Genomic DNA, 14,801 nt, shown 5'->3' with positions numbered 1-14,801 from the left:
GATGCGGACCTTGTTCACGCTGTATCTGGTGGTGGTCCTCGGCGGGCTCACCTACTGCACGGTGCTGGGGCTGACGCAACGGTGAAGCGGGTGCTGCGGTTCCTGCGCCACAACGGCCTGACGCTGGCGTTCGGGCTCGGGTTCCTGCTCGCCCTCGCGGGGCAGGCGGTCGCCGGGCACGCCGAGTTCAACAACGGCCTCGTCGCCGAGGAACTGCGTCCCGTGAGCTTCGGCGGCTATCTGCTCACCTCCGACTTCGCGGTGGACGTGACGGAGAACTGGCAGTCCGAATACCTCCAGTTCTTCCTCTACATCTTCGGCACGGTCTGGCTGCTCCAGCACGGCTCGCCCGAGTCCAAGGAACTGGACAAGGCGGGCCCGGAGACGGACCGGGAGCAGAAGGTCGGCCGGTACGCGCGGGCCGACTCGCCGCGCTGGGCGTCCGTCGGCGGCGTCCGCCAGGCCTGGTACTCCCGGTCCCTCGGCATGCTGATGTGCACGCTGTTCCTGCTCTCCTGGCTGGCGCAGTCCGTCACGGGCGTGGCCGCGTACAACGAGGAGCACCTGCGGCAGCTCCAGGCGCCGATCAGCTGGTCCGCGTATCTGACGGCCGCCGACTTCTGGGACCGCACCCTCCAGAACTGGCAGTCCGAGCTGCTCGCCGTGGGGTCGATGGCGATCTTCTCCGTCTATCTGCGCCAGCGCGGCTCACCGGAGTCCAAGCCGGTGGGATCGGCCCACACGTCGACCGGCGTCGAGGGCTGAGGCCCGCGCGCCCGCCGGGGTGCCCGCCGGTCCCCCGGCCGCCGGTCAGCCCTGGTGCCGCCAGCCCCGGTCCGTGCGGACCAGCTCCGTGAAGCCCAGGTCCTTCAGGAGCGCGAGGGCCTGGGCGTCGTCGGCGGACTCGTAGGCCAGGAGGCGGTCGGCCCCGGCCAGGCGCAGCCACCGGGCGGCCTCCCCGAGGAGCCAGGCGGCCAGGCCTTCGACGCCGTGGCCCGGCTCGGTGCGGAGGTTGCCGACGTCGGCGAGGGTGCCGTTGCGGGCCTGGCGCTCGGGGCGGCCGAGGGCGGTGTCGACCTCGATGAAGCCGAGGTCGCGGCCGTCCAGGTGGGCGGTGAGGCGGGTGCCGCACTCGCCGAGGGTGCGGCGGACGCCGAGGCCGTCCACCGGGGCCGGGGGCGTCGGCAGGTCGGGCACCGCGGCGATGAGGACGACCTCCGTGTGCCCGGTGTGCCGGAACCCGGCGCGCTCGTAGACGGCGCGGACGTGCGGCCAGGTCCGGGGCAGGCCGTACACGGCGGGCGCGGGCAGGGCCCCGTCGGCCTCCCGCACCCGCACGTCCCAGCGGGCCAGCTGGGCGAGGCAGGCGCTCATCAGCAGGTCGGCGGCCGTGTCCGCGTCCGGCCAGAAGGACGCGGGCGGGTGGGACACGAACCAGTCGATCACGCCCATGTGCCGGTAGTCCGGGCCGACCTCGGCGTCGGCGCGGTAGCGCAGCAGGTGCGCGGCGGCCACGACATAGGACCGCTGCTCGGCGACGAGCGTGACGCGCTCGGCGACCCACGGGTCGATGATGAACTCGTCGGGCCTGCGCGTCAGCTGGCCGAGGACCGTGTTCACGGAGACGGAGGCGCCGGGGACGACGGCGGCCACATGGGCGTTCACCAGCTCCGTGAGCTGGTCGCGGTCGTCGCGGTGGAAGGGGCGTACCTGGAGCGCGGACATGCGCGAACCTCACTGCTGAAGGCCGGTCGGGCCGTGTCGGTCGAGGAGGCCGCCATGCGATGCGGTACGCCGCCGATCATACGACGGACTCCCGCGCGGGTGCCACGGTCTTGGGCACCGCCTTCAGGGCCAGGTCGTTGTGGACCGTCAGATACGGGCGCAGCTCCAGGACGCCGCCGTCGGCGGTGGTGGTGCGGGCGCTCGGGAAGAGGTCGGTGCGGCGCCGCTCGACGATGTCGCCGCGCAGCCGCGCGAGCCGGACGGGGTCGCCCTGCTCGTCGTACGGTTCCAGGCCCAGGTCCCAGGTCGCCTCGCCGCCCGGGTGCTGTCCCGCGGGGCCTGACAGCGGGATCTCGGCGGTGAGGCAGCCCGCCTCGTCGACCTGGCAGCGGGCCTCGAACGTGGCGTCGCCGCCGCGCAGCCGGGCCCTGAAGCGGTAGTGGTGGCCGTGCGCCGCCGCGCCGCACACCGTGCCGGTCAGGGTGATCGCGTCCTCGCCCACGGCGAGCGACTCCAGTTCGGCGTGGGCCGGCCTGCTCCAGGTGCGCAGGGAGAGGTTGCCGTCCTGGGTGCGGTAGGGCACTGCGGTGGCGAAGCCCGCGCCGGAGGGGTGCGGGGGCACGCTGGACCCGAGCAGCCTTCCGGTCTCCACGAGCCCGGCCCGCGCCCGCCGGACACGGCCCTTGCGCCCCTGCTGGAGGTGGACGTTCCAGTACCCCTCGGCCATGGGGCGGCCGCTGCGGTGGAGCAGGAGCTTGACGTACGGGTCGGTGTCGTCGGCGGTGAACCGGAACGGCAGGCGGACCTCCTCGTCCTCCGTTCCGGCGCGCGGCTTGAGCACCAACTGCCAGTCGCCGTGCGTGAGTTCCGCCACCGGCACGCGGAAGTAGAGCGAGCCGTCGGGGGCCACGCGGCAGCCGACGGCGACGGGCGGCAGCGCCTTGCCGAGCCAGGCGGCCACGCCGACGCGCTCGGCGAGGGCGCCCACGCGCTGGCGGGGCGTGCGGCCGGGCGCCGTGCGCGCGGGGCGGGTACGGGAGCGGCGGGCGGTCGTCGCGCCGGGCCTGAGGTCGTCGATCAGCGCCTCGTACTGGGCGGCCATGTGGTCGGGCCGGAAGCGGCGCGCCGAGCGGATCGCGGCCTGGGCCATGCGAAAGCGCTCGGCGTCGTTCTCGATGAGGCGGCAGAGCGCGTCGGCGACGCCCTCCTCCACGGCGGCGTCCGGTCCTTGCGCGGGGACGAGCAGTCCGTCCTCGCCGTGCGTGATGATCTCGCGCGGCCCGAAGTCGCAGTCCGTGCTGACCACGGGCACGCCCAGGCGCATGGCCTCGACGATGGTCATGCCGAACGACTCGGTGGAGCTGGTGACCGCGGCGATGGCGCCCTTGGCCCACTCCGTGTCGATGGGTGAGCGGGCGTCCATCAGGAACACGTGGTCGTGCAGGCCCAGCTCCTGGATGCGGCGGCGCAGCTTCTCCTTCTCCCGGCCCTGCCCGTAGATCCGCAGGGTCCAGTCCGGGTGCTGGGCGGCGACCTTGGCGAACGCGCCGATCAGGCGGTCGTAGCGCTTCACGGGCACCAGGCGGCCCGCCGCGACGACCGTCCTGGTGTCGCCGGACGAGGCCTCGGCCTCGGGGGCGGGGCAGCAGTTGGGGATGTGGGTGAGCCGGGTCGCGACGTCGGGCAGGGCGGCGCGGTAGGCGCGCTCGTCGCCGTGCGAGACGGTCACGAACGCGTCGAGGCGCGCGATCGCGGCGTCCTGGTCGCGGCGCAGGCCCGGGCGGTGGAAGTCGTGGGTGACGTGCTCCTGGCCGATGCGCAGCTGGTCGGCGCGGCCGTGCTCGGCGAGGAAGCACACCAGGTAGGGGCGGGTCGCGATGACGACGTCCGCGTCGCTGCGGCGCAGGTACTCGGCGAGCCGCGTCTCGCCGAGGGCGCTGGGCGGCGTCTTGCCCTTGTACATGAGGTCGTGCGGGCACACGGTGCCCGGCTCGCCCTGGGCCGGGTCGCGGCCGTCGTGGTGCCGGGAGCCCGCGCGCAGGTCGACGAGGGGGCGCAGGGTGACGCCGGGCCCGAACGGCAGGCTCGGGCGGGCGGCGGTGCGGTAGTACGAGACCACCTCGACCTCGTGGCGCTCGGCGAGCGCGGTGGCGAGGTTCGCCGTCGCGCGAATGGTGCCGCCGATGCCGTACGCGTTGTAGAGCAGGAAGGTGATCTTCATGAGGGGGCTGTCCCGTGGGCTTCGTCTGGGGGGTGGAGGAGGTGGGCGGGCGCTGGGGTCTAGGTCACGTGGGGCCCTTGGGTCGATGTCGTCCGAGATGTCCGTGGTTCATACACCCTCTCTGCCGGGAGGGTCCGGAATCGTCCCGCCGGGGGCTGAACCCGGGGCGCCGAACGGCGGGAGCGACCCCCGCCGTTCGGCGGGGGTCGCAAGGACGGTCAGGGGACGCGTTCCGCGACCTTGGTCGCACGCCGGAGCAGTTCCTCCAGCGGGCCGCGCCGGAAGAACCGCGCCCACAGCGCCGCGAACACGGTGACGCCCGCGACGAAGGCGAGCAGCACCACCGACGACTGGGGCAGTTCGTCCCCGCCGAGGAAACGGATGGCGACGATGTGCAGGACGTACGCGCTCAGCGACATGCCGCCGACCGCGATCACCGGGCCCGCCAGGCGCCGGAAGCGCGGCAGGGCGTCGACGGCGAGCAGACAGGTGGCGAGCACGGCGACGGCCACGCCGGTGTTCGCCACGATCGACAGGGTCGTCTCGCTGTGCGGCGCGGCGACGAACAGCCAGCCCCAGGTGTCCTCCTCCGGCCAACCCGCGACGTCGGACCACCAGGCGGTGCCGGTGCCGCCGGACTGGAAGCCCGCGTCGCTCAGGGCCCGCGCGACGCCGGGCAGGTGGTGCAGCGCCAGCCAGGACCCGCCGTAGCCGAGCACGGCCAGGCCCGCGCCGGTGGCGGCGAGGCGGATCCGCACGGCGGTGTCCGCCAGGTCGAGCCGCGCCACGGCCATGCCCGCGATGACGAACGGCAGCCAGGCCAGAGCCGGGTAGGAGCCGGTGAACAGCAGCGCGACCAGGCCGTCCCCGGTGCGGGGCCAGGCCAGGGGGCCCGTGGTGCCGCCGCCGAGGGCGCCGTCGTAGTAGACCGCGTGCGTGACGAAGTACAGCAGTTGGGGCAGCACGAGCGCCGCGACCACGGCGATCTCGGCGAGCGTCCGCGCCGAGAGGCGGTACAGCGGCAGGACGAGCAGGAAGTACAGACCGTAGAAGGCGAGGATCACCTCGACGGGCGTGCCGCTCATGGTGAGAGCGGTGCCGAGCGCGAGCAGGACGACGGCGCGCAGGACGACCTTCGCCACGGCCTGCCGGCCCTCCCGGCCGGTCTTCGGCACGCGGCGCCCCGTCATCAGGACGACGGAGAAGCCCGCGAGGAAAGCGAAGAGCGCGGACGACCGGCCGTGCGCCAGCTCCGTCACGAACCCCCGCACGCCGCCCGCGACGGCGGGGTCGGGCCCCACATGGGCCGCGTACATGCCGAAGACGGCGAGGCCACGGGCGAGGTCGACGCCGATGAGACGGCCGGTCGACCGTGCCCCCGCCCCCGGCGGGGACACGGCCGGTGCCGGGGCCGTGGCCACTGCGTTCTGTGTCATGCCGGCCAGCCTTCGCGGCGGGCTCCGCGCGGGGTATCCGGCAGTCGTCCGGCACCGCTCCGCCGTCCGGGCCGCCCCTCCCCCCGAACGGCTGGAACCCCCACGCCGGGTGGCTGCCGTCCGGGACCGCCCCCGCGCGCCGCGGGCGCCGCCGCCTAGAGTCGTACGGGGACGATCACGAGGGCGGTCCCCCTCGCGGACGGCCGGGCGGCCGGCCCGCGAGGCGACGACGGCGGCGAGGCGGGACAGCGTGATCCGGGTAGTGGTGGTGGACGACGAGGCCCTGGTGCGGTCCGGTTTCGAACTCATCCTCAACGCGGCCGACGACCTGCGCGTCGTCGCGACCGCCGCCGGGGCCGAGGCCGTGGACACGGTGCGGCGCGAGCGGCCCGACGTCGTGCTGCTCGACATCCGCATGCCGGACGTCGACGGCCTCACCGTCCTGCGGGAGCTGCGGTCGCTGCCCGAGGCCCCGGTGGTGGCGATGCTGACCACCTTCGACACCGACGAGTACATCGTGACCGCGCTGCGCTCGGGGGCCGCCGGGTTCCTGCTCAAGGACACCGAGCCCGACCAGCTCGCCCAGCTGGTGCGCACCCTCGCCGCGGGCGGCGTGGTGATGTCGCCCAAGGCCTCGCGCTCCATGCTGCGCGCCCACCCCGGCCCCGGCGGCGGCGCCGCGTCCGACGCGGACCGGGCTCGCGTGGAGCGCCTCACGGGCCGCGAGCGCGACGTCCTCGTCCTCATCGCCGACGGCCTGACCAACGCCGACATCGGCGTCCGCCTCCACCTCAGCGCGGGCACCGTCAAGGACCACGTGAGCGCCATCCTCACCAAGCTCCGCGTCACCAGCCGCGTCCAGGCGGCCCTGCTGGCCGAGCGCGCCGGGCTCCTGGACGCGGCGGGCCGCGCGGAGGAGCCGCGGTGAGCGAGCGGGCGGACGCGGACGCCCCGGCGGCACGGCCCCCCGGCCCGGACGGGGGGCCCGCGCCCACGGATCGCGGGGGGACGCTCGCCGCGCCCTGGTTCCGATGGCCGCGCCGCGTCGCCCCCTACGTCATCGATCTGGTCATCCTCGTCTGCGCGGCGATCGACATGGCCTTCACCACCGACTTCTACGACGACACCCCGTCCTCCCTGACCGCGGCGGCGGTGGCCTGCGCCGCGCTCCTGCTGAGGCGGCGGTTCCCGCTCGCCGTCGTGCTGCTCACGCTCCCGGCCAGCCTGATGGTCGAGCTGACGGTGGCGCCGTTCGCCGCGCTGTTCACGCTGGCCGACCGGACCCGGGACCGCAGGCTCCTCGCGGCGTGCGCCATCCTGTCCGGCGCCGCGGCCGCCTTCCCGTGGCCGCCGGGCTCACTCAGCTCCGGCGACCAGACCTGGACGCTGATCTACTTCGTCTACGCCCTGACGACCGCCGCCGCGCCCGTGCTGCTCGGCCAGCTCACCCAGGCGCGCCGGGACCTGTCGCGCCGCCTGGCCGAGATCGAGGAGGCGCGCGAGCACGAGCGGGCGCTGCACGCGCAGGCCGTGCTCGCGCAGGAGCGCGCGCAGCTGGCCCGCGAGATGCACGACGTCGTCTCGCACCAGGTGTCGCTGATCGCGGTGCGGGCGGGTGCCTGGCAGGTCGCCGCCAAGGACGCCGATTCACGGGAGGCGGCCCGCACGATCCGCTCCCTGAGCGTCAACACCCTCGACGAGCTGCGGCACATGGTCACACTGCTGCGCGCGTCCGGCGGCCGGGCCACCGAGCTGACGCCCCAGCCCACCCTGGCCGACCTCCGGACCTTGGTCTCTTCCAGCGGCATCGAGGCGGAGCTGACCGGCGCGCTGCCGCCGGACATCGCGACGCCCGCGCAGCGCACCCTGTACCGCACCGTCCAGGAGGCGCTCACCAATGTGCGCAAGCACGCGCCGGGAGCCCGCGCCCGCGTGCATCTGTGGGACGACGGCGAGGAGTTCGGCGTCACGGTCACCAACAGCCCGCCCACGCGCCCCTCGCTGCCCCTGCCCGGCTCCCAGCAGGGCCTCATCGGCCTGCGGGAACGCGCGGAGCTGCTGCACGGCACCTTCCAGGCGGGCCCCACGGCGGACGGCGGCTACCAGGTCAGGCTCACCGTCCCGAACGCGGCCGGCTGAGTCCGGCGCGTCCGAAGCTGTCCGGCCTCCTGCTGTGCCGCGCGCGCCGCGCCCCGTATACCTGGAGCACCATGACCACGCCGCAGCCCCGCCCCGCCTCCCGGCCCCGCGCCGCGCTCGCCATGGCGCGTGACGCCGCCGCAGCCGTGCTCGACGACCAGGCGCTCGCCGCGCTCGACGCGGTCTGCGCGCTGGAGTATCCGCCGCTGCTCGACGACTTCGGCACGGCGGCGGCCCGGGACGTCCTCGGCCGGGTCGAGGTGCTCGTCACCGGCTGGGGCTGCCCGCCGCTCGACGCGGCCGCGCTCGCCGCCGCGCCCGGCCTGCGGGCCGTCGTGCACACGGCGGGCTCCGTGCGCGGGCACGTCACGGACGCGTGCTGGCAGCGTGGCGTGGAGGTGTCGTCGGCGGCCGTCGCCAACGCCCTTCCGGTGGCCGAGTACACGCTCGCGATGATCCTGCTCACGGGCAAGCGGGTCCTGGAGCGCGCCCGCGCCCACACCGCGGCGCGCCGCCCCGACGACCCGCTGCGCGTCCCCCGCACGCTCGGCAACCACGGCCGCACCGTGGGCATCCTGTCCGCCTCGCACGTCGGCAGGCGGGTCATCGAACTGCTGCGCCCGTACGACATGCGCGTCCTGCTGCACGATCCGTACGTCGACGCGGCGGAGGCGGCCGCCCTCGGCGTGCGCGGCGTGGGCCTGCGGCAGCTCTTCGCGGAGAGCGACGTCGTGAGCGTGCACACGCCGCTGCTGCCCGGGACGCACGGGCTCGTCGGCCGGGACCTCATCGCCGCCCTGCGCCGGGACGCGGTGCTCATCAACACCGCGCGCGGCGCGGTGGTCGACCAGGAGGCGCTCACCGAGGCCGTGACGGCGGGGCGGATCCGGGCCGTGCTCGACGTCACGGACCCCGAAGTGCTGCCTCCCGGGCACCCGTTGTGGGACTGCGAGAACGTGCTGCTCACCCCGCACCTCGCCGGGTCGCAGGGCAACGAGTGGCGCCGTCTGACCGACCTCGCCGTGAGCGAGGTGGCCCGCTGGGCGGCGGGGGACGGCTTCGCCCACGCCGTGTCCGCCCGGCGGGCCCGGCTGCTTGCCTGAGCCGCCGCTAGGCCCCCGTCGTGGAGCCCGGCCGGACGATCATCAGGATGGTGACGGTCGCCCAGAGGACGTTGAAGACGCCGGTGACCATGGCGAGTCGGGCGCCGGCCCGCGCGTCGAGGCGTACGGCGACAGCGCCCTCGGGTTCGGCGGCCGTGCCGTCCCCGGCCCCGGTGCCACCGGCGGCGGCACCCGGTCCGGCCACCGCCGCCAGGGCCGTCTCCTGCCGGGGCAGGACGAGCAGCATCAGGATGAGGGCGGCCAGGAAGGTGAGCCCGATCGACGTGACCAGCCACGGGCTGCCCAGGACGTCCATGCTGCTCGCGGTGGCGAAGCCGAAGGCCACCACGGCGATGCCCAGGCCCCCGTAGACGCGGCTGATGCGGTGCAGCGTCCGCAGCGTGGTGACGGGGCGCGGGTCGTCGGGCGCGGCCAGGGCCTCGCGCAGGACCCTGGGGAACATGCTGGCGGCGACGGTGACCGGGCCCACGGCGACGATCGCCGCGAGCACGTGCAGGGTGAGGAAGAGTTTCGACATCAGAGGCTCTCGGGAGACCTTCGGGAAGGCGGCGGGAAAGGGCTGCTCCGCCGCGGGGGGGGGCTGTTCCCGGCGCGGCGGGGTGAGGGCTGTTCAGATCGCGACCGGCTCGGTGCCGGTGTCGCGCCAGACGACACCGCGGCGCTCGTACGCGAACAGCTCCTCGACGGCGTGGGCGACGCGCGGCCCGAACTCGCGCTCCAGCAGGTGCAGGCCGAGGTCGAGCCCCGAGGTGACGCCGCCGCCCGTGACCAGGTCACCGTCGTCGACGACGCGGGCCCTCACGGTCCGCACGCCGAGCGCCTCCATGCCGTCCAGGGCGGCGTGGTGCCCGGTGGCGGGGCGGCCCTTGACGAGCCCGGCCATGGCCAGGACGAGGGAGCCGCCGCACACACTGGCCACGGTCACGCCGGGGCGGGCCAGGGCCTCGCCGAGGAGCCCGGGCAGCTCGGTGCGCAGGGTGCGCCCGAGCCGCGAGGGGATGCTGTCGTCGTCGGGGGCCCGCTGCTCGGTCGCCCCCGCGGCGCCCGGAAGGAGCACCAGGTCGGCGCGTTCGGGATCGAGCTTCGCCGCGGCCCTGAGGCTGATCCCCTCCAGGCCGCTGGGGACGTCGCGGGGGCCTTCCGCCGAGACCAGTTCCACGGTGAGCGCGCCGTCGGTGGCGTGACCGCCCGCGTACAGGACCTCCAGGGGTCCGAGGACGTCCAGCGGGTCGAAGCCGTCGAAAAGTACTGCCTGCACGCGCATGCCGGGGTTCCGTTCCGTGGTGAGGGGCTCGGGCACCGCCGAGGCTAGCCAGGGGGCCTCGGGCCCCGACAGTGGCTGTAATGACAGCTTTCAACGGGATATCGCCACGGCGCCCCAGGGCCGAGCCGCCTGGTCATCGCCCGGTGCGCGGGCGTCGGCGTGCGGCTTCCCGCCTTGGCGTAATGCCGGTGGTGCCGTACGTTTCCGCCATGCACACGGTCGCTGTCCTCGCCCTGGACGATGTCATCTCCTCCGACCTGGCGATGCCCATCGACACCTTCGCGCGCACCCGGCTGCCCGGCGAGCGGTCGGCCTACCGGGTGCGGGTGTGCGCGGCCGAGGACGAGGTCGACGCGGGCGGCGCGTTCACGCTGCGGGCGCCCCACGACCTGACCGCGCTCGCCGACGCCGACACAGTGATGGTGCCGGGCGTGCACGACCCCTCGGCGCCGGTGCGCGAGGACGTCCTCGACGCGCTCCGTGAGGCCGCCGCCGCGGGCACGCGGATCGCCTCGGTGTGCGTCGGCACGTTCGTGCTCGCGCAGGCCGGGCTGCTGAAGGGGCTGCGGGCCACCACGCACTGGTACGCGGCGGACCAGCTGGCGGCGGCCTACCCGGACATCGAGGTGGACCCGGACGTCCTGTACGTGGACAACGGCCAGATCCTGACCTCCGCGGGCGCCGCCGCCGGGATGGACCTGTGCCTGCACATGATCCGCCGCGACTACGGCTCGGCGGTCGCCGCCGACGCCGCGCGCGCGTCCGTGATGCCGCTGGAACGCGAGGGCGGCCAGGCCCAGTTCATCGTCAACCAGCCCCCGGCGAACCCTTGCGGCCAGGCCCTCGAACCCCTGCTGGCCTGGCTCGACGAGAACGCGGCGCGCGAACTGACCCTCGACGACATCGCCGCGCACGCGGGCCTGAGCAGCCGCACGCTGCTGCGCCGCTTCCGCGAGCAGACCGGCACGACCCCCTTGCAGTGGCTGCACCGGGCGCGGGTCCGCCGCGCCCAGCACCTCCTGGAGACCACCGCCCACCCGGTGGAGCGCATCGCCGCGCAGGTCGGCTTCGGCTCGCCGACGGCGTTCCGCGACCGCTTCAAGCGGGTCGCGGGGGTCAGCCCGCAGGCGTACCGGCGGGCGTTCGGGGCGCGGGCGTAGTCCCTTCGGGAACCAGGACGAGACGGCCGCGCAGGCCGCCCGCGGCGAGGCGGGCGTGGGCCTCGGCCGCGCGGGACAGGGGCAGGGTGCCGGCCACGCGCGGCGTGAGGCGGCCCGCCGCCGCGAGCGCGGACAGCAGGCCGAGGGCCGCGCCGTCGGCCGCGATCCAGTGGTTCAGGGAGCGGATGCCCCGCAGGCCGGGCGGGGCGTCCGCCGCCACCGCGACGAACGCCCCGCCGCCCCGCACGGCCGCGAGTGCGGGCAGGCCGACACCGGCCGCGTCCAGGGCCCCGGCCGCGCCGCCCGGGACGGCCGAGCGCACCGCCACCGCCAGGTCCGGCACGTCCCTCGGCACGAACCACTCGGCGCCGAAGCCCCGCACCAGGTCCTCGTCCGCCGCGCCCGCGACGGCCACCACCCGCAGGCCGCGCCCCGCCGCCAGTTCCACGGCATACCCGCCCACGGCTCCCGCGGCGCCCGTCACCAGGAGCGCCGCCCCGGCCGGCAGGTCGAGGGCGGCAAGGGACTGCCACGCCGTGAGCCCGTTCAGCGGGAGCGTCGCCGCCGCCGGCGGCAGCCCCTCCGGGGCCGGTGCCACCGCCGTCGCGTCCAGGACCACGTGGTCGGCGTACGTCCCGAGGGAGGAGTCCAGCAGGTCGCGCAGGCCGATGACCTCGTCGCCCACGGCGAAGGCGGTCACCCCCGGGCCCGTCGCGTCCACCGCGCCCGCCACGTCCCAGCCGAGCCCGGTCGTCTCGCGCGGCGCCATCCGCCCGGCGGCCACGAGCGCCCCGGCGCGGGTCAGCAGGTCCACGGGGTTGACGGCCGCCGCCGCCACGCGGATCCGCACCTGGCCGGGGCCCGGCGCGGGCACCGGCACCCGCGTGAGTTCCACCGCCTCCGGCCCGCCCGGCGTCCGCACCACCGCAGCCCGCATCACCTTCGTCGCGCTCATGGCCCCTCCTTCGTCGGCCCGCCGCCCCGTCGGCGGCCGGTTGACCTCGCCGCCCAACGTAGGGAGAGTTGCTCTCCACAGGGAAGTACGCACTTCAGAGTGCCTATGTCACCCGGAGGAGACCCGTGACCACCCGGACCGCCGCACAGCGCCGCGCCGAGGCGCGGGCCGCGTACGACGCCTTCGTCGCGCAGTGCCCGACCCGTCAGCTCCTCGACCGCATCGCCGACAAGTGGGTCTCGCTCGCCCTGACGGCCCTGGCCGAAGGGCCGCACCGCTACAGCGAGCTGGCCCGCCGCCTCGCGGGCGTCAGCCAGAAGATGCTCACCCAGACCCTCCGCAACCTGGAGCGCGACGGCCTGGTGAGCCGCACCGTCACCCCGGCCGTCCCGGTGCGCGTCAGCTACGCGCTCACGCCGGTCGGCGAGAGCCTGGCCGGTCTGATGGGGGCGATCAAGGGCTGGGCCGAGGAGCACATGGACGTGGTCCTCGCGGCGCGGGCGGCGTACGACGAGGAGGTGACGGCCGCCGACGGCTGAGGCCTCACTCCTCGCGCGCGCCGCCCGCCTTGCGCGCCACCACGAGGCGCCAGCGCGGGCTGCCGTCGTCCGCGCGCCCGAACTCCTCCAGCGGCAGCAGCCGCACCGCGAATCCGGCGCGCTCCAGATCCGCCCGCACCCCGGTCAGCGGGAACGTGCGGTAGTACATGACGAAGGGCGGCCTGAGCAGCGCGTTGCGCACCCGCATCGCCGCGTCGAAGCCGAGCATGGCCCAGTACCATGGTGACGTGAGTGGCTGCGGTGCGCCGAGGGGAAAGGCGAACAGGCCGCCGGGGCGCAGCGCCCGGTGCACCTGGGCGAAGAGCCCGGGCCGCTCGGACGGCACGAAGTGGCCGAAGGCCCCGAAGCTGACGGCCACGTCGAAGGCGCCGGCGAAGGGCAGCGCGCGGGCGTCGGCCCGCACCCAGTCCACCGCGGGACCCGCCCCGCTCACGGGGAGCGCCGCCCGCGCCTCGGCCAGCATCCCGGCGCTGAAGTCGACGCCGGTGACCCGCTCCCGGCACAGCGGCAGCAGGGCCCGCACGCCCGCCCCGGTGCCGCAGCACACGTCAAGACCCGCCGGGAACGGGCCAAGTGGCCGCAAGGCCCCGGCGGTGGCGTCCAGGATGCGGTCGGGCGTGCGGAACGGCGTGTGGTCGAACTTGGGAGCCAGCAGGTCGTAGCCGTGCTCGGTGGAGGACAGCGCCTGGACGGCCAGTTCGCGGAGCGAGGGGCCCTGGGAGGTGAACACCGGCACAGCCTAATGAGTCCGCCTGGCCGGGAACCGCCGCGCGGTCTACCGGGCCGGGAAACGCGTCGGGTACAGCTTCAACTGCCGCACACCCGATCCCACGCCCCGGAGGTACTCCCATGTGCGCACGCAGGACACCCGACGGCACCGGCCCGGCGATGACGGAAATGGCCGGCAAGACCCGGTTCGACGACATCTACGACCGCCCCGACCCGAGGGCGTATTTCCGCCGCCTCGCGCCCTTCGCCTACGAGATCCCGCAGCACGCCCAGGGGGTCTTCCGCCGCACGCTCGCCGAGCGCGAGCAGGGAGGGCCGCCCGGCGAGCGCGTCACGGTCCTCGACCTGTGCTGCTCGTACGGCATCAACGCGGCGCTCCTGAACCACGACCTCACACTCGCCGACCTGTACGCGCACTACACCGACGAGGCGACGGACCGGCTCACGCCGGGCGAACTCATCGACCGCGACAAGGAGTTCTACGCCGAGCGGCGCCGCCCGGACGCGGTGCGGATCATCGGCGTCGACACGGCGGCCCAGGCCACGGCCTACGCCCTGGCCGTCGGCCTGCTCGACGAGGCGTACGCGGAGAACCTGGAGCGGGTGCCGCCCAGCGCCGGGCTCGCCCGCGCCATGGGCCGGGTCGGCCTGATCACCGTCACCGGAGGCATCGGCTACGTCTCGCACCGCACCTTCGACGCCCTCCTGGAGCACGTCCGACTCCCCCTGTGGGTCAGCGCGTTCGTGCTGCGCACCGTGCCGTACGACCGCATCGCCGAGAGCCTCGCCGCCCACGGCCTCACCACCACGACGGACCCGCACCACCTCTACCCGCAGCGCCTGTTCACCGGCCCCGACGAGCAGCGCGACGCCGTCGACCGGGTCACCGCCGCGGGCGACGACCCCACGGGCTTCGAGGCCGCGGGACGGTACTACACCCGCCTGTACACGTCCCGGCCCGAGGCCGCCTGACGGTCCTCGCACGGCACGGCCCGGCCGCGAGCAGCCCCTCGCCCCAGCACCGGAACGGGGCGTATCGTTAAATACGGGACAATTCAGCGATCAAGGACGGCTCGGAAGACAGGGGGTCGTCATGCTGGAGGAACTGCTCGCGGCCGGTGTGGCCACGCTGTCCGCCGGCCTGCTGTACGCGGCGTCGGCCGCACGTGTCGTCAAGCAGTACGAGCGCGGTGTCGTGTTCCGGCTCGGGCGGCTGCACGGCGGGCCGCGCCCGCCAGGGTTCACGATGGTCATGCCGCTCGTGGACCGGATGCGCAAGGTCAACATGCAGATCGTGACGATGCCGGTGCCGGCGCAGGAGGGCATCACGCGGGACAACGTCACGGTCCGCGTGGACGCGGTCGTCTACTTCAAGGTCGTGGACGCGGCCAACGCGATCATCCAGGTCGAGGACTACCGCTTCGCGGTCTCGCAGATGGCCCAGACCTCGCTGCGCTCCATCATCGGCAAGAGCGACCTGGACGACCT

Annotated in this window: 15 protein-coding genes; 8 read left to right on the top strand and 7 right to left on the bottom strand. The window is 74.9% G+C overall.

The window, feature by feature from the left end:
• Window positions 1-81 precede the first annotated feature (81 nt).
• Complete coding sequence (locus AC07GB_RS04770; protein WP_478841788.1) at window positions 82-765, top strand: DUF6766 family protein; 684 nt, start codon at window positions 82-84, stop codon at window positions 763-765.
• Window positions 766-810: 45 nt separating this feature from the next.
• On the opposite strand, the gene AC07GB_RS04765 is transcribed toward AC07GB_RS04770, so the two are convergent.
• The 3 genes from AC07GB_RS04765 to AC07GB_RS04755 form a co-directional block, all read right to left on the bottom strand.
• Entirely contained in the window at window positions 811-1,725 is a 915-nt protein-coding gene (locus tag AC07GB_RS04765; RefSeq protein WP_478841787.1) for an N-acetyltransferase, read from the bottom strand.
• Window positions 1,726-1,801: 76 nt separating this feature from the next.
• Window positions 1,802-3,946, bottom strand: coding sequence for a glycosyltransferase family 4 protein (locus AC07GB_RS04760; RefSeq protein ID WP_478841786.1), 2,145 nt, complete (start codon window positions 3,944-3,946; stop codon window positions 1,802-1,804).
• 218 nt (window positions 3,947-4,164) lie between these two features.
• Window positions 4,165-5,382, bottom strand: coding sequence for a DUF418 domain-containing protein (locus AC07GB_RS04755; RefSeq protein ID WP_478841785.1), 1,218 nt, complete (start codon window positions 5,380-5,382; stop codon window positions 4,165-4,167).
• A gap of 250 nt (window positions 5,383-5,632) precedes the next feature.
• On the opposite strand from AC07GB_RS04755, the gene AC07GB_RS04750 reads away from it, so the two are divergent.
• The 3 genes from AC07GB_RS04750 to AC07GB_RS04740 all read left to right on the top strand — a co-directional run bounded on the left by AC07GB_RS04750 (window position 5,633) and on the right by AC07GB_RS04740 (window position 8,624).
• Window positions 5,633-6,310: a response regulator gene (locus AC07GB_RS04750; protein ID WP_478841784.1), complete on the top strand. Its 678-nt coding sequence runs from the start codon at window positions 5,633-5,635 to the stop codon at window positions 6,308-6,310.
• A 167-nt stretch (window positions 6,311-6,477) separates the two neighbouring features.
• Window positions 6,478-7,521, top strand: a complete 1,044-nt coding sequence (locus AC07GB_RS04745; protein ID WP_478842054.1) for a sensor histidine kinase — start codon at window positions 6,478-6,480, stop codon at window positions 7,519-7,521.
• A 71-nt stretch (window positions 7,522-7,592) separates the two neighbouring features.
• On the top strand, window positions 7,593-8,624 hold the full coding sequence (locus AC07GB_RS04740) for a hydroxyacid dehydrogenase (protein WP_478841783.1): 1,032 nt from the start codon (window positions 7,593-7,595) through the stop codon (window positions 8,622-8,624).
• Window positions 8,625-8,631: 7 nt separating this feature from the next.
• Here AC07GB_RS04740 and AC07GB_RS04735 read toward each other — a convergent pair whose 3' ends face one another.
• Entirely contained in the window at window positions 8,632-9,162 is a 531-nt protein-coding gene (locus AC07GB_RS04735) for a hypothetical protein (protein ID WP_478841782.1), read from the bottom strand.
• A gap of 93 nt (window positions 9,163-9,255) precedes the next feature.
• A complete protein-coding gene (locus tag AC07GB_RS04730) occupies window positions 9,256-9,909 on the bottom strand; it encodes a DJ-1/PfpI family protein (protein ID WP_478841781.1) in 654 nt (217 codons plus the stop codon).
• A 209-nt stretch (window positions 9,910-10,118) separates the two neighbouring features.
• Between AC07GB_RS04730 and AC07GB_RS04725 the strand changes: the two genes are divergently transcribed.
• Window positions 10,119-11,069, top strand: a complete 951-nt coding sequence (locus tag AC07GB_RS04725) for a GlxA family transcriptional regulator (RefSeq protein ID WP_478841780.1) — start codon at window positions 10,119-10,121, stop codon at window positions 11,067-11,069.
• Here AC07GB_RS04725 and AC07GB_RS04720 read toward each other — a convergent pair.
• Window positions 11,026-12,024 (bottom strand): NADP-dependent oxidoreductase, encoded by a 999-nt coding sequence (locus AC07GB_RS04720; protein WP_478841779.1) that lies wholly within the window; start codon window positions 12,022-12,024, stop codon window positions 11,026-11,028. The genes AC07GB_RS04725 and AC07GB_RS04720 overlap by 44 nt on opposite strands.
• Before the next feature lie 125 nt (window positions 12,025-12,149).
• Here AC07GB_RS04720 and AC07GB_RS04715 point away from each other — a divergent pair, with 125 nt between their 5' ends.
• Window positions 12,150-12,563 (top strand): winged helix-turn-helix transcriptional regulator, encoded by a 414-nt coding sequence (locus AC07GB_RS04715; protein ID WP_478841778.1) that lies wholly within the window; start codon window positions 12,150-12,152, stop codon window positions 12,561-12,563.
• Between the two features lie 4 nt (window positions 12,564-12,567).
• Here AC07GB_RS04715 and AC07GB_RS04710 read toward each other — a convergent pair whose 3' ends face one another.
• On the bottom strand, window positions 12,568-13,314 hold the full coding sequence (locus AC07GB_RS04710; protein ID WP_478841777.1) for a class I SAM-dependent methyltransferase: 747 nt from the start codon (window positions 13,312-13,314) through the stop codon (window positions 12,568-12,570).
• 119 nt (window positions 13,315-13,433) lie between these two features.
• Between AC07GB_RS04710 and AC07GB_RS04705 the strand changes: the two genes are divergently transcribed.
• Complete coding sequence (locus tag AC07GB_RS04705) at window positions 13,434-14,285, top strand: hypothetical protein (RefSeq protein WP_478841776.1); 852 nt, start codon at window positions 13,434-13,436, stop codon at window positions 14,283-14,285.
• Window positions 14,286-14,406: 121 nt separating this feature from the next.
• Window positions 14,407-14,801 (top strand): SPFH domain-containing protein (locus tag AC07GB_RS04700; RefSeq protein ID WP_478841775.1); only part of this gene is annotated, 395 nt, incomplete at its 3' end.

The sequence above is a fragment of the Streptomyces sp. NPDC045778 genome (genome assembly GCF_056431945.1).
The sequence above is the reverse complement of the archived record's forward strand: the minus strand, read 5'-3'. Positions and strand labels throughout refer to the sequence as shown.